Origin of the sequence: Cobetia sp. 3AK (assembly GCF_029846335.1) — a bacterium.
GTDB lineage: Bacteria > Pseudomonadota > Gammaproteobacteria > Pseudomonadales > Halomonadaceae > Cobetia > Cobetia marina.
The window spans coordinates 407,938-429,261 of sequence record NZ_JARWKR010000001.1; the positions used below are offsets into that span (position 1 = coordinate 407,938).

Here is a 21,324-nt window from a genome sequence, read left to right on the forward strand (position 1 = left end):
ATGTGCAAGCAGTCACTTCCCTCACACCCGGCCTGCCGCGAGCTTCCCATGACGACATCCGCTCAGATGAAGACAGATTCTGCCGCACAGGCCAGACGTGAGGCGCAGCGCATCACTCTGATCGGCGCGGCGCTGGATGGGGTGGTGGGCATCGCTAAGCTGATCGTCGGGAAGCTGGTCGGCTCTCAAGCCTTGATCGCCGATGGCATCCATTCACTGTCAGACCTGGTGACGGATGCCTTCGTGTTGGTGGCCACTCACTTCGGTCGTCAGGCACCGGATCGCTCCCACCCCTGGGGGCATGAGCGCATCGAGACGCTGGGCACGCTGGTGCTTGGCAGCTTGCTCATCGCCGTGGCGGGTGCAATCGGCTGGGAAGGTGTGCTGCGCAGCTGGGAGCTGATATTCGGCACGCTGAGCATTCCGCTGCCAGGGGCTCTGGGCATCGGCGTCGCGGTGATTTCCTTGATCGCCAAGGAAGCCATCTTTCGTGCAACGCTCAAGGTGGCTCGCAAACAGAAGTCCAGACTGCTGGAAGCCAATGCCTGGCACTCACGCAGCGATGCGCTCTCGACCGTCGCCGTGCTGGTGGGCTTGATCGGCACTCAGCTCGGGGCAGGCTGGATGGATGGAATAGCTGCCATCATCGTCGCGGTGATGGTCGGCAAGATCGGCGTATCGCTGGCGTGGGAAGCCTCACGGGAATTGATCGACACCGCTCTGCCACGCGAACAACAACGCGCCATGAGTGAATGCCTGCTGTCATTGCCGGAAGTGCGTGGCGCACATGATCTTCGCAGTCGCACGCTCGCGGGTCGTATCGTGCTGGAAGTCCACCTGCTGGTCGCGCCACGCATCAGCGTCTCCGAAGGTCATGCCATCGGCCATCACGCCGTGGCACGCCTCAAGTCAGAATTCCCCCAGCTCAGCGATGTGCTCTACCACATCGACCCCGAAGACGATTCACATATCGGCCAGGCGGATACGACACATCCCACACCCATGCAGCCACTGCCGCTGCGCAGCGAGATCATCACTGCACTTGATGTCTGCTGGCAGTCACACCCTGTATGGCAAGAACGCAGCGGGCTGATGCTTCACTATGTCAATCATGTCACCACACCCCCCTCTGCTCCCTCGAGTGCTCCACATGTCGATGTCCAATTGGAGGTTGCCGATCAGGCACTCACTTCGCTCAGCGAATGTAACCTGGCACCTGCCTCACGCAACACGACTGTCGACGAACTGCAACGCCTGGCAAAGGACATCCGCTGGCTGGGAACGGTAAGACTCAGCATCATTTCGCGTGCCCAAGACGCCGAAACGTGAGTTACACTTTGCGATACACAGCAGTCTGCGCGGCGGTGCAGTGCCTCAACGAACCCACTAGTGACGATGATGTTCGTCACCTTGCCCATCTTCAGTGATCACACAAACACCCAAGGAGCACGCCATGAGCAACGCATCCGGCGAAATGCACAAGACACGCATCATCAATGAACTGAAAGGTTTCATTCGCAAGCTGCTGCAAGACCCGAAGATTCTCGAGCAGTCACTGGTGGTGGCGCGAGCGCGCCTCAAGGAAGGAGCAGAACAAGGAAAAAGCGAGCAAGCGGTGCTGGCCATCATCGCCAACGAGATTTCTGACACTACCAGTATCCATATCCCGGAAGATCCGGCAGAACATTCCGATGCGGATAAGCTGTTCCTGGAGCTGCTGAAGGATGTGGTGGAAGAGGAAGAGGCGCTTTATTGATTTTTAATGCTGCCCTCTTGGGCAGCATTATTTAATTTCTTAGGATAGTATCCCCACTCACTATACTATATCTTTTCTCAAGAGTTAAAGATTTCTCAAACTCTGGCTTTAGGGATAAACGTCCGTTTTGTATCTGGTATCCTCCTACACTTTTGTGAACAATCTCGTCAATATTAACTTTAGCTTTAAGCATAGCATCTAGAGTATAACCAGTCTCAATAGTTAGCCCCCTTCTTTTTTCACAAGAGGAACTATCCAACAAATTACAACCATCGCTAGAAATATCTATACCTATATACCACTTAGCTAGCGTGGGAAACACATCCATCGTAGTTATAAAGCTATCATGTCTATAAGCTATTTCTCTATCAATGTTTTTAGAAAATGAAATAAAATTATTGTATTGCTCAACAATCTTTTCGGAAGTACCATGGCCAGATACATCATTACAACAATACTTTCCATGCGAATGCACACCTGAAAAACTTTCTCCATGATCGGACCAGATCACACCACTCAGTCTATTACTTGGCACAGCAGTAAACCCCATAAACTTATCAACTGCAGAACCAACATCCATCACCATTTGCTCATATTTTTCATGATTAGTCTTTTTTTTATCATAGGACCACTTATGCTCCCAAGGAAGATGAGGAAGCGTTAAATGAAATACAACTAAGTTATCGCCAGATGTCAACATTGCACCTATTTTATTGGCATAAAACTCTGCTGCTCTTTTAGGATCGTAAGTGATATAGTTTGCTCGGTTATGGACATGAAACGGGAGGAGCTTTTTGAACAAATAATCATATCCGGATAATAAATTAAGCATAGGGTAATCAAAAAATGGTGATGCTCCTATAAAATCTAAAGCTTGCGCCGAAGCTCCAATATTGTTTTTTAATTTACAGTTATCACCTATATGATTAAACCTTTTTTCATCTGAGCCATATATGATATTCCACCCATTCTTTTCGAATTCCTTAAAAAGTGTACATTTAGGAGCTTTAGCTGACAGATTAAATCTTATACCATTATTTAATGGAGTTTCACCTGTAGTTAGTACATTCCATGAAGCATAGGTTCTACCTACCGGTGTATAGGCATTCAAGTAAACCTCTTGATTATCGTTGATAAATTTAGAATTTTCTCTTAAATCTTCATAAGCATCCGCTCTAACAGCATCAATTCCTATTAAATAAGCAATTTCATTCACTTTATTAGGAGCGATGACCCTTGAAACAAAATTTATCGAATAATTGAATAGCAATAAACCTAGCGGTATTGCACATAGCATAACGCCGTAGACCTTTTCTCTACAACTAAGGCGGTTAAAAAGGAAAATTCCACCCCCTACAAACATCATGAATACCGTACCTAAATTTACAAAAGAATAACCTATAATTTTATCTGAATAAAAATGTTTATAATTTGAACCAGGGAACTCTATGCCGTTTATCGTTTCGAGCAGATATATTATAGAAAGATAAATAAGCGTAAAAGCCAAGGCATTGTTGATCTTACTAAGATATTTTTCTTTAATATTCATAAAAAAACTGGCAATGCAAGCAAGCCATAGCGAATACGACACTATAATCATAAAGTAGGAAATAACAGAAAGATAATCCTCTAAAGAAAAACTGGATAAATTAACATCAATCTCAGGAAAACGATTTATAAATCGCCCACCAAAACTATTCAATATAATAGACGATAATGGATAGACAAAAAGGAATAAAAGGAAGAATATCTTAAACATATTACACCATAACAATATGACTAATAAAAAGCCGCGCTCAAGGCGCGGCTTTCATCAAAATGCAAGGATATTCAAGAACCAGCCCCACAACCATTAGGAACGTAATTGGCATCGACAGTAGTAGAGCAAGACCAACCACCATCATCGTCACGTGTCCAAGTGAGCGTATCAGCACTCAATGCAGCGGCTGCATTACCACCAAATGTGGCTACGATAGTAGAAGTCTCTGTAAGAGGACTAGTAATAGCCGGGCGACTATTAGTCATCAGATTTGAGTCAGTAGCGCCAATATCACATTGGCCTGATGCTTCACCAACAGTTAATCTGCCATTAAGAATACACTCTTCTACACTAGTACGCAGCGTGCCAGTCTCGCTCATTACTCGCGCAACCTGTGAACGAGCAACGTAGTTCTGATATTGCGGAATCGCGATGGCTGCCAGAATACCGATAATCGCGACCACGATCATCAGCTCGATCAATGTAAAACCTGCCTGTTGCTTGCGTGTCATGTTGTGACTCCCTTGCCTTTGCGTAGTGAGATCAGGTCGTACGTCCTGAAACCCCGGTTACTGTCCCTGAACACCAAACTGTTACTTAGGGTGACATGCCGTGTCGAGCGTTGCGACTCTGTATCAGCATCTCACCATTGTTAGCATAACATTTTGATATCACGGGGTATCGACCGGACGGGACGATTGATACCACAGCCACAGTTCAGGTGCCATTGCCATGTCGCAAGTCGCTTTCAAGGCGGCGCTGACGGCTGCTTGTGAGTTACAATAGATTACACTCGGTCACATTGCAAGCAACACCATGAAATTCTTTCAGCCCATCAAACCAACGCAGCTCAACGCTCACTGCAACTGCCTGACTACATCAGACTTCCCCTCCTTGATGGCAGTCTGATGACAAGACGGCGTTCAAGGGCCAGTTTTGATCTCTCCTTTTTACCCTCCCTCTTTTGCCCTGCAAGTCAGCCTCTCAAGACACGCCATCAGTGGATCTTCTCCTGGCCACCGCTCGAACATCGCCGAGTCCGACTGAGGCACTGACGGCTGCCTCCAAGCCTCTAGCTCGGGAGTGGGCTGGTAAAGTGAGGGTGCCGGCATTTCTGCCAAGTGCCAATCAGGCTACACTGGAGACAACATCAGCACTCTCGCAACTCACCACCATGGCGAGAGCGTGCAACGGTATTGGGGGCTGTCAGGTATCGCGGCGCTCATCGACACTAGCCGCAAGACAGACTTTCAGATTCGCCACAGGACTTTTCTATGCCCCAGAGTGATCAGACATTGAAGGGATTTGCCGCTCGCCTGGTGGAATCAGGCTTGCTGGAGCCTCAGGCTGCCTTGCTGGCTGAGCAGGAGGCCAATGAAGCTGGCGAGAGTCTGCTGCTGCATGTCATCACTCATGGCTTGGCTTCGGCACGTGAGGCCACCTTGGTGGCAGCATGGGAATACGGGCTGCCCTATGTGGATCTCGATGCAATACGTATCGATTCACTCCCGAGCATTGATGAGCTGCCAGAGAAGGTACTGCGAAAGCTGGGCGTACTGCCGCTCTATCGACGCGAACATCGTTTGACCGTCGGCGTGCCCTCGCCATCGACACTGACTCACCTTGATGAATTGCAGTTTGCCACCGGCCTGTCGATTGAAAGCGTACTGGTCGCAGCCGATCAACTCGCACCTGCGCTAGAGCAATATCTGGAAGCCGGCGAAGAAAGCGCCATGGACATGCTGAGCGAAGATGGCGAGGCTCTAGATGGACTCGAATTCGAAGGCGAAGAAGACAACAACCATGATATGGCCATCACGGCCAATAGTGATGATGCGCCAGTCGTGCGATTCGTTCACAAGGTACTGTTGGATGCCATCAAACGTGGCGCCTCGGACATTCACTTTGAACCTTATGAATCCACGTACCGGATTCGCTTTCGTATCGATGGCATGCTGGTCGAGAATACTCGTCCGCCCTTCAACATGCGCAACCGTATCTCGGCGCGATTGAAGGTGATGTCGCGCATGGATATCTCCGAGCGACGTCTGCCTCAAGATGGCGCCATCAAACTGCGCCTGTCCAAGTCACGCTCCATCGATTTTCGTGTCAACACCTTACCAACCGTTTACGGGGAGAAGTTGGTACTGCGTATTCTTGACCCCAGTTCCGCCAAGATGGGGATCGAGGCGCTGGGCTTCGAGCCGGAACAGCGTGCCATGTTCGAGAAGACACTTGCCGAGCCTCAGGGCATGATTCTGGTCACCGGCCCTACCGGTAGCGGCAAGACCGTCACCCTGTATACCGGCTTGAACATCCTCAACACGCCTGAGCGCAATATCTCGACCGCGGAAGACCCGGTCGAGCTCAAGGTGGAGGGTGTCAATCAGGTCAACGTACTACCCAAGATAGGACTCGACTTCGCCTCGGCACTGCGCGCTTTCCTGCGCCAAGATCCCGACGTGGTGATGGTCGGGGAGATTCGGGACAAGGAAACCGCGGAAATCGCCGTCAAGGCCGCGCAGACAGGCCACCTGGTGCTCTCGACCCTGCATACCAATTCTGCCCCTGAAACGTTGACGCGCCTCAGCAACATGGGAATTGCGCCCTTCAACATCGCAAGCTCGGTTTCCTTGATCATCGCGCAACGCCTGGCGCGGCGCCTGTGTCCCCACTGTCGCCAACCTGCCGAGATCCCCCAGGAAGCCATGGCCTCGATGGGCTTCAGCGCAGAAAATAGCTTCAGTGCGGAAGATCTGGACAATGCCACCATCTATCGCCCAACGGGTTGCAGCCAATGCACGCTGGGCTACAAGGGACGCGTCGGCATCTATGAAGTGATGCCCATCTCTGATGAGATGAGCCGCTTGATCATGCGGGAAGGCACCGCGATAGAACTGGCGGACCAGGCGCGCAAGGAAGGGTTATCGGATCTGCGCCGCAGCGGCCTGCGCAAGGTCATGGCGGGCATGACCTCGCTGGAAGAGGTCAACCGTATCACCAAGGATTGATGACAGCACGCTGGAGCGTTGACAGCGCCGATGTGAACAATCTTCACCAGCGCTGACTTTTGCTCAGTCATCAGGCACATTGAACATGGATTACCTCCCACCGCGATGAGCAGGTCACTCATGCACTGACTGCCAGCAGTGTAAATCGCGGCAAAGGGAAGGAGCAGCCACTGGCCTGCTCACGTGTAACATGAGTCTCGCGAGTCAAGACGGGGACTCTCATTCATCAGGGAATGACAACCGACATGGCGACGATCAGAACTGCCAAGAAAGACAAGAAGAAGGCGGGCATAGAAACCTGGCAATGGACGGGCAAGAATTCGCGTGGTGAAAAGGTCAAGGGCGAGTTGATGTCCGCCAATGTCGACCAGGTGAAGAATACGCTGGTCGGCCAAGGTATCGTCGTCAAGCGTTTGCGCAAGAAATCCGCCCTGTTCGGTGGCAGCAAGAAAGTCAGCGGCAAGGATGTCACCATGTTTGCTCGACAGATGGCGACGATGATTCGCGCCGGCGTCCCCGTTCTACAGGCCTTCGGTATCGTTGCCGAGAGCATGAAAAGTCCAGGCATGCGCCACCTGGTGGAAGATCTGATGAGTCAGGTCGGTGCGGGCGCCAGCTTCTCGGAAGCGCTGCGCCAGCACCCGCAACATTTTGACAATCTCTTCTCCAACCTGGTCGCCGCAGGTGAGCAGGCCGGAGCCCTCGACAAGATGCTGGACCGCGTCGCGACCTACAAGGAGAAGATCGAATCCCTCAAGGCTCGCGTGAAAAAAGCGCTCTACTACCCCATCGCCGTCATTGGCGTAGGCATCGGGGTGACGGCGATTCTGTTGATCAAGGTTGTCCCCCAATTCGAGAGCCTGTTCCAGGGCTTTGGTGCTGAACTACCTGCATTCACCCAAATGACTATACGGTTATCCGAGTATGCTCAGAGCTACTGGTATATCGCTCTGATGGCAATAATTCTGGCAGGCATACTTGTCGCTCAAGGCATGAAGCGCTCCGACAAGTTCGCCTATGCCATGCATCGCTTCATGCTCAAGATTCCGGTGCTGGGTGATATTCTCGACAAGTCATCCGTGGCACGTTATTCACGCACTCTCGCCACCACCTTTCAGGCTGGCGTGCCGCTGGTAGAATCACTGGATACTGCTGCAGGCGCTTCCGGCAACAAGGTTTATGAACGCGCGATCGCCCAGATCAAGGAGGATGTCTCCACTGGTCAGCAGCTCAACTTTGCCATGCGCAATACTCAGCTATTTCCCACGCTGGCGGTGCAGATGGTGGCCATCGGAGAAGAAGCCGGCTCTCTGGATGCCATGCTCAACAAGGTGGCCGACTTCTATGAAGAAGACGTCGATAACAAGGTCGATGCCCTGACCTCACTGCTGGAACCCCTGATCATCGTGGTGCTGGGCACTTTGGTTGGCGGGCTGGTGGTGTCGATGTATCTGCCGATCTTCGAACTCGGCAACGCTATCTGATACTTCACGGTCAGATGCTTCATCATGACAGGCGGCCGCGACACCCGAAGGGGCGCGGCCGCCTCATTTCCAGTCCAGCTTTTCTGACAAGGATGTTCCGTGGATTCTCTCGCCTCCCTCTCCCCCGCTCTTCAGGCCTGCCTCTCGGGGATTTTCGGCCTGTTGATCGGCAGTTTTCTGAATGTAGTGACCACACGCCTGCCGGTGATGATGATGCGTCAGTGGCGTGCAGAAGCACGTGAAGCGCTGGAGCTGGAGCCGGAAGCGTCGCCACGCTTCAATCTGTTGGTGCCTGCCTCACGCTGCCCTAGCTGCGACACCCCAATCAAATGGCATGACAATCTCCCTGTCATCGGCTGGCTGAAACGCCGCGGCCGCTGCGCGAGCTGCAATACCCGTATCAGTGCACAGTATCCACTGGTGGAGCTCGCCGGTGGCGCGCTCGGCGCTTCCATCGCGTTGATCTACGGCCTGGAAGCACAGAGCCTGTGGATCTTCGGCGCCTGTCTGACACTGCTGGTGTTGTCAGTGATCGATTTCCGCACCCAGCTGTTGCCTGATGCCATCACGCTACCGTTGCTGTGGGCCGGTCTCGCCTACCAACTGCTTTTCCAGCCATTGATGCTGCCCAGTGCCGTGATTGGTGCCATGGCCGGCTATCTGGTGCTGTGGAGCTTCTACTGGCTGTTCAAGCTGGTGACTGGCAAGGAAGGCATGGGCTATGGCGATTTCAAGCTGTTGGCGGCACTGGGCGCCTGGCTGGGCTGGCAGTGGTTGCCACTGCTGTTGATCCTCTCTGCGGGACTCGGCGCAGTACTCGGCATCCTGTTGCAACTGCTGGTGCCGCGCCTGCGGGGAGCCCCCATGCCATTCGGCCCTTATCTGGCCGTGGCAGGCTGGATCGCGCTGTTGTTCGGCACCCCGCTAATGAGCCTCTACCTCAGCGTGATAGGTGCCTGATGACGACTGCGTTCAATCAAGGCCCCATCATCGGGGTGACGGGCGGTATCGGAAGCGGAAAATCCAGTGTGGCACGGATGTTCGGAGAGCTCGGCATCCAGTGGGTGGACGCCGATGATGTCTCGCGCGAGATCGTGCGTCCCGGCGAAACCGCACTGGCCGAGATCATCGCCCACTTCGGCGAGTCGATCGTCACGGCGCAGGGCGAGCTTGATCGCGCCGCGCTGCGCGAGCGGATCTTTGCTGCCTCCGAGGAGCGTCAATGGCTGGAGCGCTGCACCCATCCGCGTATCCGGGAGCGCATCGTGCAACACCTGGCGGCCATGACCAGCCCCTATCGCCTGCTGGTCTCTCCCCTGCTGTTTGAGTCCGGCCAGGACAGCCTCGTCTCACGCACCCTGGTGGTGGATGTCAGCCAGGATGTTCAGCTGGCGCGTACGCTGAGCCGCGATGGTGTCAGCGAAGCGCAGGTACGCGCCATCCTCGCGGCCCAGCTGCCGCGCGAGACACGACTGGCCAAGGCCGACGATGTCATCGACAATAACGGCAATCAGGCGAGCTTGCGTGAGCAGGTCGCGGCCATGGATGTCCGCTATCGCTCGCTGGCCGCCTCCAATGCATCATTTCAGGAGCTTCCCGATGTCTGACTCCGCGTCCTCACAGCCCCATAAGGCGCCCTTGTCCGTTGCCTGCCCGCAATGTCGAACCCCCGTGGCATGGAGCGCCGCCAGCGAATATCGTCCCTTCTGCAGCAAGCGCTGCCAGCTACTGGACCTCGGCGCCTGGGCTGATGAGTCCCACAGCATCGCCGGCGAGCCGGCCATGGACGAGACCAGCATCGACGAGATGGTGGCACGCATGGAGCGCGACATGAATCAGCAGTAGCGCTCGAGAGAGCCCTGCTGGTTCAGACTGGCTCAAGCTCGACGCTCAAGATGCTCGCCAAAAAAAGACCCTCGAGGCTGGCCTCGAGGGTCTTTTTCGTTCAGGCAACTGCCATCAACGCGCGATCATCACTTCCAGAAGTCACGGATCGATGCGATACCCTGGGCGCCGACGGCGCGCGCATGGTCACTGTCGTAGCGCGACATGCCCCCAAGGGCATAGACCGGCATGCAGGCCTGCTCGACCAGCTCCTGGAAGTCATGCCACCCCAGTGGCGCACGCTCAGGATGGGAAGGCGTGACACGCAGCGGTGAAAGGCTGACGAAATCACAGGTCACCCGTCCCGCCTGATCCAGCTGTGCCTGGTCATGCGTCGAGGCGGACAACCACTTGTTGGCCGCGATCGGACGCTCGCCCTTCTCTGCCAGCTCCGCCAGACGCACGCTGGTCAGGTGGATACCGTCCGCATCGACCTTGTCGAGCATGGAAGGCTCGGCATTGAGCAACAGACGCGCACCACGTGCATGACAGATCGCCAGCGCCTTCTCGGCCCGGGCAATGTACGCCGCCTCATCGAGTTCCTTGGCACGCAGCTGTACCAGGCGCACGCCATCTTCATCCAATGCACGGATCAAGCGTGTCTCGAAGATTCCCTCATCAGCCTCTTCCGGCGTGATCAGATACTCGCGTGGCAGCGAGACCGCGCGCAGAATCGGCAGATTCGCAGCCGGGAAGGCATATTTGTAAAGGTCCTCGATCTCGACCCAACGCACTGCCTGCCCTTCGCGGCCAAAGGGCTCGCCATTGAACTGACGCGTTTCCCACACGTCCAGCAGGATATGCTTGTCCGGGTATTCGTGATGAATGCGGATCAGCGGCTGAGCACGCGTGATCTCGACACCCAGCTCTTCGCACAGCTCACGCTTGAGCGCTTCCAGACCGGTTTCGTAGGGCGCCAGCTTGCCACCCGGAAACTCCCATAAGCCGCCCTGATCCACCGTCGAGGGACGGCGTGCAATCAGGACCTGGCCCTGTTCGTTTAAGATGGCGGCAGCCGCCACGTGAACCCTTCGCTTCGGCATGATGCCTGTACCTTTGACTCGCGTTGTACATCCGACTCCACCCTGATGAGGCGAAGCCTGCGGGAGATGTTGCATTACCGTTTCAGCGTAAGCCTCTGCCCTCAGGCATCAGCTACGATAATCGGCATTGATCGAGACGTAATCGTGGGACAGATCCGATGTCCAGATACGCGCCTTCTGCTGGCCACGCCCCAGGCGGATACCGATCACCAGCTCTTCCTCGGCCATGGCAGCACTGCCGGCAGCCTCGGTATAGCTGGCGGCTCGTCCGCCCTGCTCGACGATGCTCACGCCGTTGAGCGTGATCGCAACGCCGTCAACCTCAAGATTCTCCAACGGCGCCCGTCCGACGGCTGCCAGAATTCGTCCCCAGTTGGCATCACTGGCGTAGAGAGCCGTCTTGACCAGTGGCGAGTGAGCCACGGTGAAGCCGACCGCACGCGCCTCTTCCACGGAGCGCGCTTCCTCCACCTCGAGGGTGACGAACTTGGTCGCCCCTTCACCATCACGGATAATGGCCTGCGCCAGCTCGAGCATGACGTCGGCCAGCGCAGCCTCGAAGGCGACCAGATCCTCACCCTCGACCCGAGCGGCCCTGGCCGTGACAGCCAGCATGCACGCATCATTGGTCGAGGTATCGGAATCCACCGTGATGCTGTTGAAGCTTCTGACCACGACCCGGCGCAGCATCTCATCCAGCGCAGACTGATCGATGCCGAGATCCGCGTCAGTGGCCACGAAGCCCAGCATGGTCGCCATGTTGGGGCAGATCATGCCAGAGCCCTTGGAAACCCCGGCAATGGTGACACACTCGCCATTGGCCAGCGTCACGCTACGCCAGCTGCCCTTGGGCCGGGTATCGGTGGTCATGATGCCGTGTGCCGCGTCGGACCAATCTCCCTTGCCCAATGCCGCGAAGGCCGTCGGCAGTGCGCCGGTCAGACGATCCATCGGCAAGGGCTCACCGATCACGCCGGTGGAGAACGGCAGAACGGCCTGTGCATCACAACCCGCGACATCGGCCAGGAACTCACAGGTAGCAAGCGCGTCTGTCATGCCCTGCTCACCTGTCCCCGCGTTGGCGTTGCCGGTGTTGATCACCAGATAGCGCGGCCCATCGATCTCGGCCTTGAGATGTCGACGCGCGACATGCACCGGTGCCGCACAGAAGGCATTGCGCGTGAAGGTTCCCGCGAGACGCGATCCTGCATCGAGCGCCATGATCACCAGATCACGTCGCCCCGGCTTCTTGATACCGGCTTCAGCAACCCCGATCTGCAGGCCGGAAATTTCCGGCATGTCTGCGGGGAAAGTGGAAGGCCCTACCGCCATCGTTCACGTCTCCAGTCGCGTTGTCCTGTCACTACACGGCATCGCGGGACAGACGGTGCTGCTCCGCGATGCATTCGATACTCAGTACTGAAAAGCTATGCTCAACGCTGAAAATCTCAGCTCAGCTTGCCATGGCACTGCTTGTACTTCTTGCCGGAACCGCAGGGGCACGGATCATTGCGGCCAACCTTGGGGACATCACGGCGCATCGGCTCATTGTCGCCCTCCGCCTGCGGTGCCGCACCGTACTGCGCCTCGACGATCTCCTCGGCAGCCTGAACGCTCTCATCGCTGACGGTGTCATCTTCCACGCGACGCGTCTCGGCACTGGCCTGCTCGCGCTCGAGATTGGCACGCCGCTCCTCTTCCAGCGTGTCGACCTCTTCCTGACGACGTACCTGGACGTGACTCAGAATGCGCACCACGTCAGCCTTGATGTTGACCAGCAATGACTGGAACTGTTCGAACGCCTCGCGCTTGTATTCCTGCTTGGGATTCTTCTGAGCGTAGCCACGCAGGTGGATACCGCGCCGCAGGTTGTCCATCGCCTGCAGATGCTCTTTCCAACGCGTATCGAGCACCTGCAGCATGACCTGCTTCTCGAAGCGGCGCATCAGCTCGGGACCGACAGCCTCTACCTTACCGGCATAGAGTTCCTCGTGTGCCGTCTGCAGTCGTTCGCGCAGAGTCTCTTCATGGAAGTGCTCATCCTCTTCCGCCCATTGCACGAGCGGCAGGTCGAGGTTGAAGTCCGTCTTGAGGTCATTCTCGAGCCCCGGAAGATCCCACTGCTCCGGCAGGCTCTGCGGCGGCACGCGCATGGAAATGGCGTCGTCCAGCACTTCACGGCGGATGCCGGCGATGTTCTCGGCGATCTCGTCGGCTTCCAGAATGTCGTTGCGCTGCTCGTAGATCACGCTGCGCTGATCGTTGGCGACATCATCGTACTCAAGCAGCTGCTTGCGCACGTCGAAGTTGCGACCCTCGACCTTCTTCTGCGCGCGCTCGACGGCATTGGAGACCATCTTGTGCTCGATGGCTTCGCCCTTCTCGAGCCCCAGCGCGCCCATGAGGCGCTGAACGCGATCGGAGCCGAACAGGCGCATCAGGCTGTCTTCCAGCGACAGGAAGAAGCGCGTGGAGCCTGGGTCACCCTGGCGACCGGCACGACCGCGCAGCTGGTTGTCGATACGACGCGATTCGTGACGCTCGGAGCCGATCACGTGCAGACCGCCCGCCGCCAGCACGGCTTCGTGACGCTCCTGCCAGCCATGCTTGATCTCGTTGATCTGCTCTTCGGTCGGCGCTTCCAGCTCGGCAAGCTCGGCTTCCCAGTTGCCGCCCAGCATGATGTCGGTACCACGACCCGCCATGTTGGTCGCGATGGTCACCGCGCCCGGACGACCCGCCTGGGCGATGATGGCAGCCTCACTGACGTGTTGCTTGGCATTCAGGACGTGATGCTTCACGCCAGCCTTGTGCATCATCTGGGACAGCAGTTCCGACGTCTCGACTGACGCCGTACCGACCAGCACCGGACGGCCTTCGGCGACCTTCTCGCGGGCATCCTCGATGATGGCGTTGAACTTCTCTTCCGCGGTCAGATAGACCAGATCATTCATGTCCTTGCGCGCGATGGGCTTGTTGGTGGGGATCACCATCACGTCGAGGTTGTAGATCTGACGGAATTCGAAGGCCTCGGTATCGGCGGTACCGGTCATGCCGGCCAGCTTCTCGTAGAGACGGAAGTAGTTCTGGAAGGTGGTCGAGGCCAGCGTCTGGCTTTCCTTCTGGATCGCCACGCCTTCCTTGGCCTCGACGGCCTGATGCAGGCCCTCGGACCAACGACGACCTACCATGGTGCGGCCGGTATGCTCGTCGACGATCACCACCTCGCCGTTGTGGACGATGTAGTCGACGTCCCGCACGAACAGATTCTGGGCACGCAGCGCGGAGTGCACATGATGCAGCAGACTCAGGTTCTGGGCGGCGTAAAGAGAGTCTTCCTCGCCGAGCAATTCCTGGGCACGCAGCAGTGACTCGACCTTCTGATGGCCCTGCTCGGTCAGCTCGACCTGCTTCTGCTTCTCATCGAGAGTGAAATCGCCACTCTCCGGATCTTCTTCGTCGGTGCATTGCACGAGCTCACGCGCCATGCGATCGATGATCTTGTAGAGGTCGGTATTCTCCTCCACCGGACCGGAAATGATCAGCGGCGTGCGCGCCTCATCGATCAGGATGGAGTCGACCTCATCGATGATGGCGTAGTGCAGCTTGCGCTGGACCTTGTCTTCCAGCGCGAATGCCATGTTGTCGCGCAGGTAATCGAAACCGTATTCATTGTTGGTGCCGTAGGTGATGTCGGCCTGGTAGGCGGCACGCTTGTCCTCGTTGTTCTGGCCGGAGAAGATGACGCCCACGCTCAGCCCGAGGAATTCATACAGCGGACGCATCCAGTTGGCATCACGCGTGGCCAGGTAATCATTGACCGTCACCACGTGAACGCCTTCACCAGCCAGGGCATTCAGGTAAACGGCGAGTGTCCCCACCAGCGTCTTGCCTTCGCCTGTCTTCATCTCGGCGATGCGCCCTTCATGCAGCGCGATGCCGCCTACCATCTGGGTATCGAAGTGACGCATGCCCATGATGCGCTTGCTGGCCTCACGCACGGTGGCGAAGGCCTCCGGCAACAGCTTGTCGAGGTTCTCGCCTTGCGCAAGGCGCTCACGGAATTCAGCCGTCTTGCCCGTCAGCGCCTCATCCGACAGTGATTCGAGACTTTCCTCGAGGGCATTGACGGCATTGACCCGCTTGCGCAGTCGCTTCACCTCACGGTCGTTCTTGGAGCCCACTACCTTGGTCAGAAATTTACCCAGCATCATCTATCCCTGTCCGTGCCCGGTGGGCACGCCTTCTAGAATCTTGAGATATACGCGTGCGCTTCACGCGCCAGAAGCATCCCGCAGATGACAACTGGCAAACGGCACACGCGAAAAGGAAACGACATCACCATCACCGGCGCCGAGGGCCAGGTGACGGGCAGACTCTCTCAGGACACCAGAGGTGGTGCGCGCGGGGACATGGCATTCGCCAATCCGCGCAGCAGTACGCGAGCACAGGAGACAAAGCGTCGTTGACGCGAAAGATTGGGACTTCTCTGAGCACCGGGACGGATGAGTCGGCGCAGTGAACGCAGGCTCTGGCGGCGGCTCTCGGCGCGAATCACGCCCGGCGCCAGCAATTGGATGCTGGCCAGGGTCAGATTGACGCGCTCGACCTGCGCAGCGCTCAAGCCTGCGGGGAACAGACAGCTGATCAGCAGGCCGGCCAGCAGCCAGCGCGGTGCCGTGCGCACCGACCAGCGACGCGCGCTGCCGCTACCGGAAGCCGGCAACGGTCTCGAGCGTGCTATGGCGTCGTCATGGCTCATGCTGTTGCCGGACTCCTGCTCATGATAGATTGCCGGAAACCACTGAACCGGCATGCAAGCCCATGAGTATAAAGGCTAAGCGTTTCCGCGCCCAGCCCGCGGCGCGCCTCTTGAACGGCAAGGGCCAGCTTGGCAACGTCATGCGCCAGGCGCGAATGCTGGAGCAGGCCCAGTGGCATCTGCGTGAGGCCCTGCCCAAGGACATGCAGGAGCAGGTCTTCGTCGGGGGCTATCACGAAGGAACCCTGACACTGATCACCAATCGTGCCTCCTGGCTGACCTGGCTACGTTATGAGCAGCGCAGGCTGATCAGCGTCCTGCGCGAGATCCCCGAGCTTGCCGCACTCACGCGCCTCAACTTCAAGGTCCGCCCCGTTCGTCCTGTCTTCGTACCGGCTCAACAGCCCAGGCATCTCCCTGCTGCGGCAGCGGAGCATCTGTTGGACTGTGCCTCCCACACCCGGGATGAACACCTGCGCCGCTCGCTTGAGCGTCTGGCAGCACATGCTGATGATCTGCAGGACACCCCGTCTGGCGACGATTGATGGTTGCGCGACATCCCTCTCTCTTGCGGGCGACCGTCGCGCCGGCGCTATTTCATGAAGACAAACAAGCGCGCCGCCCATGAGGGCGGCGCGCTTGTGATCGTTTCCATGCTTCGGCTGGCAAGGACCGAAGTCTGACATCAGGCTGGACGGGCTAGGTCACAGTCAACTTTCTTCAGGTCGTGCTTGTCACCATCTCGTGATCAGACGGCAAGTGCCGGTGAGGCGTAGGAAATCGGCATCGCTTCGGCATTGTCGAAGGTCACGATCTCATAGCTGTCTGCATTCTCGAGCAGGGCACGGCACAGCAGATTGTTCAGGCCGTGGCCTGACTTGTAGCCACGGAATTCCCCGATCAGGCTGTGGCCCAGCTGATACAGATCGCCGATGGCATCCAGCACCTTGTGCTTGACGAACTCATCGTCATAACGCAGACCTTCGTCATTGAGGATGCGGTAATCATCCACCACGATGGCGTTGTCGAGGCTGCCGCCCAGCGCGAGGTTCTGGGAGCGCAGGAATTCAAGATCACGCATGAAACCGAAAGTACGAGCGCGAGACACTTCCTTGACGAAGGAGGTCGTGGAGAAGTCGACCGTGGTGGTCTGCTTCTGCTGCTCGAACACCGGGTGATCGAAGTCGATGGTGAAGGACACCTTGAAGCCGTTGTGCGGCAGGAAGGTCGCGACCTTGTCGCCATCACGCACTTCGATCTCGCGCTTGATGCGGATGAACTTCTTGAGCGCGGACTGCTCCTGGATACCCGCGGACTGGATAAGGAAGACGAACGGACCGGCGCTGCCGTCCATGATCGGCACTTCCTGCGCGGAGAGCTCGACGAAGCAGTTGTCGATCCCGAGACCGGCGAAGGCGGACATCAGGTGCTCGACAGTCATCACCTTGTCCTGACCGTTGGAAACGGCAGTACACATGGTGGTGTCACGCACGCCCGTGGCATCGGCACGGATGTGTGCATGCGGCTCGAGGTCGGTACGCACGAAGACGATACCCGTGTTGACCGGAGCCGGGCGCAGGGTCAGATAGACCTTGTCACCGGAGTGCAGACCAACGCCTGTTGCGCGGATCGTATTCTGAAGCGTTTTTTGTCGAATCATAGGAGATAGCCAGTCAGCCTGAATTTGGAAACAGTGTTCATGATAACAGCAAAGCAGGTATTCAACAAATTGTCACCTACCGCTGATAGGGAAATTCAACATTGCCACGGGGGCACCATTCAACCCTTCAAGATGCTGACTGGAGCCATGTTGACTATGAACGCGCAAACCCAAAACAGTTCTCACTCTCAGCGACATCAATCGATAATCAATGTGCAAGAACTGCCAGGTTCCTCCCTCTCTTACGCAGGCAACCGCCGTGGCGGATGCCTGCCTTTCCTCTTCAGCCTGCCTGTCATGCTGTCCACCTGAATCGCCTGCAATGCCTTTTCGCGCCTCCCAGAACGACTTCACCCACCCGGGTCGCCCCGGGTGGGTGAAGAAAGGCAAAGCGCCTCTATCTGACCGCGCTGTCACCAGAAGATGTCATGGACACCCTGTCGACGTGCGCTTCCCTCTCAATCCGCCTGACGGCGCAGGAAGGCAGGAATGTCGAGATAGTCATCCATGTCACGATTCTTGCGCGGTTCTGGCTTCTTGGCTGCGGCCTGCTGCTGCTCTTCCTTGGCCTGACGGGTGACCGTCGGCGTCTGGAGGCTGCGATAATCAGCCGGCTTCTCCACCGTGCGCTTGGCCGGTGCGGTTTCACGCGCAGCCGGCTTCTCGACACGGCCATCGAGACCCGCCGCCACGACGGTGACACGCAGCTCGTCGCTCATGTCCATGTCGATGGAGGTACCCACCACGATGGTCGCGTCCGGAGAAGCGAACTCCTGCACGGTGGCACCGACATCGTTGAACTCACCGATGGAGAGATCCGGGCCTGCCGTGATGTTGACCAGGATGCCGCGCGCGCCGTGCAGATCGATATCCTCGAGCAGCGGGCTGCGAATGGCCTTCTCGGCCGCCTCGCGAGCGCGGTTCTCACCGACGGCATCACCGGTTCCCATCATGGCCATGCCCATCTCGGACATGACGGTGCGCACGTCGGCAAAGTCGACGTTGATGATGCCCGGGCTGGTGATCAGCTCAGCGATGCCCTGGACAGCGCCCAGCAGTACATCGTTGGCCGCACTGAAGGCACTCAGCAGGCTGGCGCTCTTGCCGAGGACCGAGAGCAGCTTCTCGTTGGGGATGGTGATCAGGGAATCGACATGCTCGGACAGCTCCTTCATGCCCTGCTCGGCCGCCTTCTGACGACGCGGCCCCTCGAACGGGAAGGGACGCGTCACGACCGCGACCGTCAGGATGCCCAGTTCCTTGGCTACCTGTGCCACGACAGGAGCGCCCCCGGTACCGGTACCACCCCCCATGCCTGCGGTGATGAAGACCATGTCGGCGCCTTGCAGCAGCTCGACGATACGCTCGCGATCTTCCATCGCCGCCTGACGACCCACTTCCGGGTTGGCGCCAGCGCCGAGACCCTTGGTGATCTCGCTGCCGAGCTGAAGGACTGTCTTGGCGGCCACGCGCTTGAGCGCTTGAGCATCGGTATTGGCGCAGATGAATTCGACGCCTTCGATATTGCTCTCGACCATGTGATTGACGGCGTTACCACCGCCGCCACCAACACCGATCACCTTGATGACCGCGCTGCTGGAGGGTGCGTTATCTACCAGTTCGAACATATGCCCTGTCTCCTGGATCACAGTCTTTCTGTAATCCCTGTCAGAAATTTCCCTTGAACCAGCCCTTGATCCGCTCCAGCGTGGAGGTGTCGTGCTCATGGCCGTGAACGCGTCGTGCGGCAGATTCCTCCCTGCGCACCGCGACCGCAGTCGAGGATGGCGTATGCCGCTCCTGTTTCATCCCGTAATGTAGCAAACCCACACCCGTGGAATAAATCGGATTACGGACCACATCTGCCAGTCCACGCACATTCTGCGGGCAGGCAATGCGAACCGGCATGTGGAAGATCTCCTCCGCCAGTTCCACCACACCTTCCATGCGTGATGTACCGCCCGTCAGTACCACACCCGCTGCCACGAGATCTTCATAACCACTGCGACGCAGCTCATCGCGGACCAGGGTGAAGAGTTCCTCATACCTGGGCTCGACCACTTCCGCCAACGCCTGGCGGGACAGATCACGGGCCGGTCGATCACCGACACTGGGCACCTTGATCGTCTCGTCGCTGGACGCCAGCTGTGTCAGAGCACAGGCATACTTGACCTTTATTTCTTCAGCGTACTGGGTCGGCGTACGGAGTGCCATCGCGATATCATTCGTTACCTGATCTCCCGCGATGGGAATCACGGCCGTATGACGAATGGCACCTTCGGTGAACACCGCGATGTCGGTCGTCCCGCCACCGATATCCACCATGCAGACTCCCAGCTCGCGCTCATCCTCGGTCAATACCGCATGACTCGAGGCGAGCTGTTCGAGAATGATATCGTCGACTTCAAGACCACAACGACGAACGCATTTCTCGATATTCTGTACGGCATTCAACGCCGCCGTGACCAGATGCACCCGCGCTTCAAGGCGCACACCGGACATCCCGAGCGGTTCACGAATACCTTCCTGACGATCGATGGCATATTCCTGCGGCAGCACATGAAGAATCCGCTGCCCCTCGGAGATTGCCCGTGCACGCGCCGAATCGATGACTCGTTCGATATCGGACGGTGTCACTTCACGATCCTTGATCGCGACCACACCATCGGAGTTCATCGAGCTGATATGACTGCCGGCAATCCCCACGTATACCGAGTGGATATCGCAGCCCGCCATCAATTCAGCTTCCTCCACCGCGCGCTGGATCGATTGCACGGTCGACTCGATATTGATGACGACACCCTTCTTCATGCCGCGTGAAGGATGTGAGCCGATACCCGCAATTTCGATGCCACCATCGTCGGTCGGTTGCCCCACGATCGCGACCACCTTGGAGGTTCCGATGTCCAGCCCGACCACCATATCCTGTGATTTGGAATGTCCTGCCATAGGTCGGGCCAGCTCCTTGATTCTGGTTCGTCATGAAAAAAATAGCGCGATCGGCGGCGGCAAGAATGCCAGAAACCACCCAGTCAGGTTAACGCTCCGTTTAACCCGAAGATGAATTTGCCTTCATAGTATAGAAGTCACCACTAACGGCACACCAGCCTGAAAATACCAGGAGGCGCAAATCCCCGCTAGAATAGGCGGGATTGTCCCGAAATGAAACTGGAGATAACTCCATTTCACTAATATCAGCGCCTCAAGACCTTCGTTCTGAAGTGTCGCCGATTCTCCCTCAACCGTTGCTTTCTTCCAGTGCTGTCGTCTCGCCATGCCATGCCACGGCTACGCCGTTGGGATAGCGGAGGTCAATGTAGCGAATCTGCGACGCCTGCCCCCCCAATTGACGCTGCCAGGCTGCCATGAAGCGAGCCAGACGGGCCTCCCTGTCATTGCGACCCAGCATGACCCAGACGCTGTCATTGACCTGAAAACGCCAGGCGCCACGTGGTTCAAGACGCAACTGGGAGACATTGAGCCCCAGACCGCCCAACTGGCTCTGCAGCGCGTCCAGCTCGGCCAGCACCTCGGAACCGCTACCCTTGGGGCCTGCCAGATTCGGCAGATTTCCCAGCTGGGTGACAGGGGCTGCCTTGAAGGCCTCGCCTCTCACGTTGATCAACTCACCGTCATTCCAGTAGGCCACCGGCTGCTGCTCGAACAGCTCGAATTCGAGTGTATCCGGCCAGCGACGCGAAATGCTCACCTCACTCAGCCAGTCGATCGCCAGAGCGCGACGCCGAACTTCCCCCAGCGGGACAGAGAGCCAGCTTTGTCCGCGAATCAACGGCGCGATATGGCGCTGGAGATAGGCGGCGCTCACGTGTTCGAAGTCACCCTTGATGGTGACTCGCTCGATGGGGCGGTCCAGCCAGGTCCACAATGCCTGGCCACCCGCCACCATCAGTGCCGCTCCCAGCACCAGGCCGAACAGTGCACCTGCAGAGCTACGCGCCGCCATG

18 protein-coding genes are annotated in these 21,324 nt (G+C 57.3%); 8 read left to right on the forward strand and 10 right to left on the reverse strand.

The features are described from left to right. Positions 1 to 48: 48 nt before the first annotated feature. Together QD228_RS01750 and QD228_RS01755 are read left to right on the forward strand one after the other, a co-directional pair. Positions 49 to 1,329: a cation diffusion facilitator family transporter gene (locus QD228_RS01750; RefSeq protein ID WP_279874247.1), complete on the forward strand. Its 1,281-nt coding sequence runs from the start codon at positions 49 to 51 to the stop codon at positions 1,327 to 1,329. 124 nt (positions 1,330 to 1,453) lie between these two features. Further along, positions 1,454 to 1,756, forward strand: a complete 303-nt coding sequence (locus tag QD228_RS01755; protein WP_077371726.1) for a hypothetical protein — start codon at positions 1,454 to 1,456, stop codon at positions 1,754 to 1,756. A gap of 31 nt (positions 1,757 to 1,787) precedes the next feature. Here QD228_RS01755 and QD228_RS01760 read toward each other — a convergent pair whose 3' ends face one another. Both QD228_RS01760 and QD228_RS01765 read right to left on the reverse strand, forming a co-directional pair. After that, positions 1,788 to 3,515: a hypothetical protein gene (locus QD228_RS01760; RefSeq protein WP_279874248.1), complete on the reverse strand. Its 1,728-nt coding sequence runs from the start codon at positions 3,513 to 3,515 to the stop codon at positions 1,788 to 1,790. Positions 3,516 to 3,586: 71 nt separating this feature from the next. After that, positions 3,587 to 4,027: a pilin gene (locus tag QD228_RS01765; protein ID WP_279874249.1), complete on the reverse strand. Its 441-nt coding sequence runs from the start codon at positions 4,025 to 4,027 to the stop codon at positions 3,587 to 3,589. 762 nt (positions 4,028 to 4,789) lie between these two features. Here QD228_RS01765 and pilB point away from each other — a divergent pair. The 5 genes from pilB (at position 4,790) to yacG (ending at position 9,855) form a co-directional block, all read left to right on the forward strand. Further along, on the forward strand, positions 4,790 to 6,526 hold the full coding sequence (gene pilB / locus QD228_RS01770; RefSeq protein WP_279874250.1) for a type IV-A pilus assembly ATPase PilB: 1,737 nt from the start codon (positions 4,790 to 4,792) through the stop codon (positions 6,524 to 6,526). 245 nt (positions 6,527 to 6,771) lie between these two features. Beyond that, positions 6,772 to 8,010, forward strand: coding sequence for a type II secretion system F family protein (locus QD228_RS01775; RefSeq protein ID WP_279874251.1), 1,239 nt, complete (start codon positions 6,772 to 6,774; stop codon positions 8,008 to 8,010). 99 nt (positions 8,011 to 8,109) lie between these two features. Next, entirely contained in the window at positions 8,110 to 8,970 is an 861-nt protein-coding gene (locus tag QD228_RS01780) for an A24 family peptidase (protein WP_279874252.1), read from the forward strand. Further along, positions 8,970 to 9,617 (forward strand): dephospho-CoA kinase, encoded by a 648-nt coding sequence (gene coaE / locus QD228_RS01785; RefSeq protein ID WP_279874253.1) that lies wholly within the window; start codon positions 8,970 to 8,972, stop codon positions 9,615 to 9,617. Before QD228_RS01780 ends, coaE begins: the two co-directional genes overlap by 1 nt. Continuing rightward, on the forward strand, positions 9,610 to 9,855 hold the full coding sequence (gene yacG, locus QD228_RS01790; protein ID WP_084209207.1) for a DNA gyrase inhibitor YacG: 246 nt from the start codon (positions 9,610 to 9,612) through the stop codon (positions 9,853 to 9,855). Before coaE ends, yacG begins: the two co-directional genes overlap by 8 nt. A 128-nt stretch (positions 9,856 to 9,983) precedes the next feature. On the opposite strand, the gene QD228_RS01795 is transcribed toward yacG, so the two are convergent. The 4 genes from QD228_RS01795 to QD228_RS01810 form a co-directional block, all read right to left on the reverse strand. After that, on the reverse strand, positions 9,984 to 10,937 hold the full coding sequence (locus QD228_RS01795; RefSeq protein ID WP_077371708.1) for a Nudix family hydrolase: 954 nt from the start codon (positions 10,935 to 10,937) through the stop codon (positions 9,984 to 9,986). A gap of 108 nt (positions 10,938 to 11,045) precedes the next feature. Beyond that, positions 11,046 to 12,269: a bifunctional glutamate N-acetyltransferase/amino-acid acetyltransferase ArgJ gene (gene argJ, locus QD228_RS01800; protein WP_279874254.1), complete on the reverse strand. Its 1,224-nt coding sequence runs from the start codon at positions 12,267 to 12,269 to the stop codon at positions 11,046 to 11,048. 116 nt (positions 12,270 to 12,385) lie between these two features. After that, positions 12,386 to 15,148, reverse strand: coding sequence for a preprotein translocase subunit SecA (gene secA / locus QD228_RS01805; protein ID WP_279874255.1), 2,763 nt, complete (start codon positions 15,146 to 15,148; stop codon positions 12,386 to 12,388). Between the two features lie 170 nt (positions 15,149 to 15,318). Next, entirely contained in the window at positions 15,319 to 15,699 is a 381-nt protein-coding gene (locus tag QD228_RS01810) for a hypothetical protein (RefSeq protein WP_127736140.1), read from the reverse strand. A gap of 62 nt (positions 15,700 to 15,761) precedes the next feature. On the opposite strand from QD228_RS01810, the gene QD228_RS01815 reads away from it, so the two are divergent. Beyond that, positions 15,762 to 16,244, forward strand: a complete 483-nt coding sequence (locus QD228_RS01815; RefSeq protein WP_279855180.1) for a DciA family protein — start codon at positions 15,762 to 15,764, stop codon at positions 16,242 to 16,244. 203 nt (positions 16,245 to 16,447) lie between these two features. Here the strand turns inward: QD228_RS01815 and lpxC are convergent, their stop codons facing one another. From lpxC to QD228_RS01835, 4 genes are all read right to left on the reverse strand, one after another. Next, positions 16,448 to 17,359 carry a UDP-3-O-acyl-N-acetylglucosamine deacetylase gene (gene lpxC, locus QD228_RS01820; RefSeq protein WP_065392615.1) on the reverse strand — a complete coding sequence of 304 codons (912 nt, stop codon included), beginning with the start codon at positions 17,357 to 17,359 and terminating at the stop codon, positions 16,448 to 16,450. A gap of 458 nt (positions 17,360 to 17,817) precedes the next feature. After that, complete coding sequence (gene ftsZ, locus QD228_RS01825; RefSeq protein ID WP_077371697.1) at positions 17,818 to 18,987, reverse strand: cell division protein FtsZ; 1,170 nt, start codon at positions 18,985 to 18,987, stop codon at positions 17,818 to 17,820. Between the two features lie 40 nt (positions 18,988 to 19,027). Continuing rightward, entirely contained in the window at positions 19,028 to 20,308 is a 1,281-nt protein-coding gene (ftsA, locus tag QD228_RS01830; RefSeq protein WP_077371694.1) for a cell division protein FtsA, read from the reverse strand. A 289-nt stretch (positions 20,309 to 20,597) separates the two neighbouring features. Beyond that, positions 20,598 to 21,323, reverse strand: coding sequence for a cell division protein FtsQ/DivIB (locus QD228_RS01835; RefSeq protein ID WP_077371691.1), 726 nt, complete (start codon positions 21,321 to 21,323; stop codon positions 20,598 to 20,600). Position 21,324: the final 1 nt, after the last annotated feature.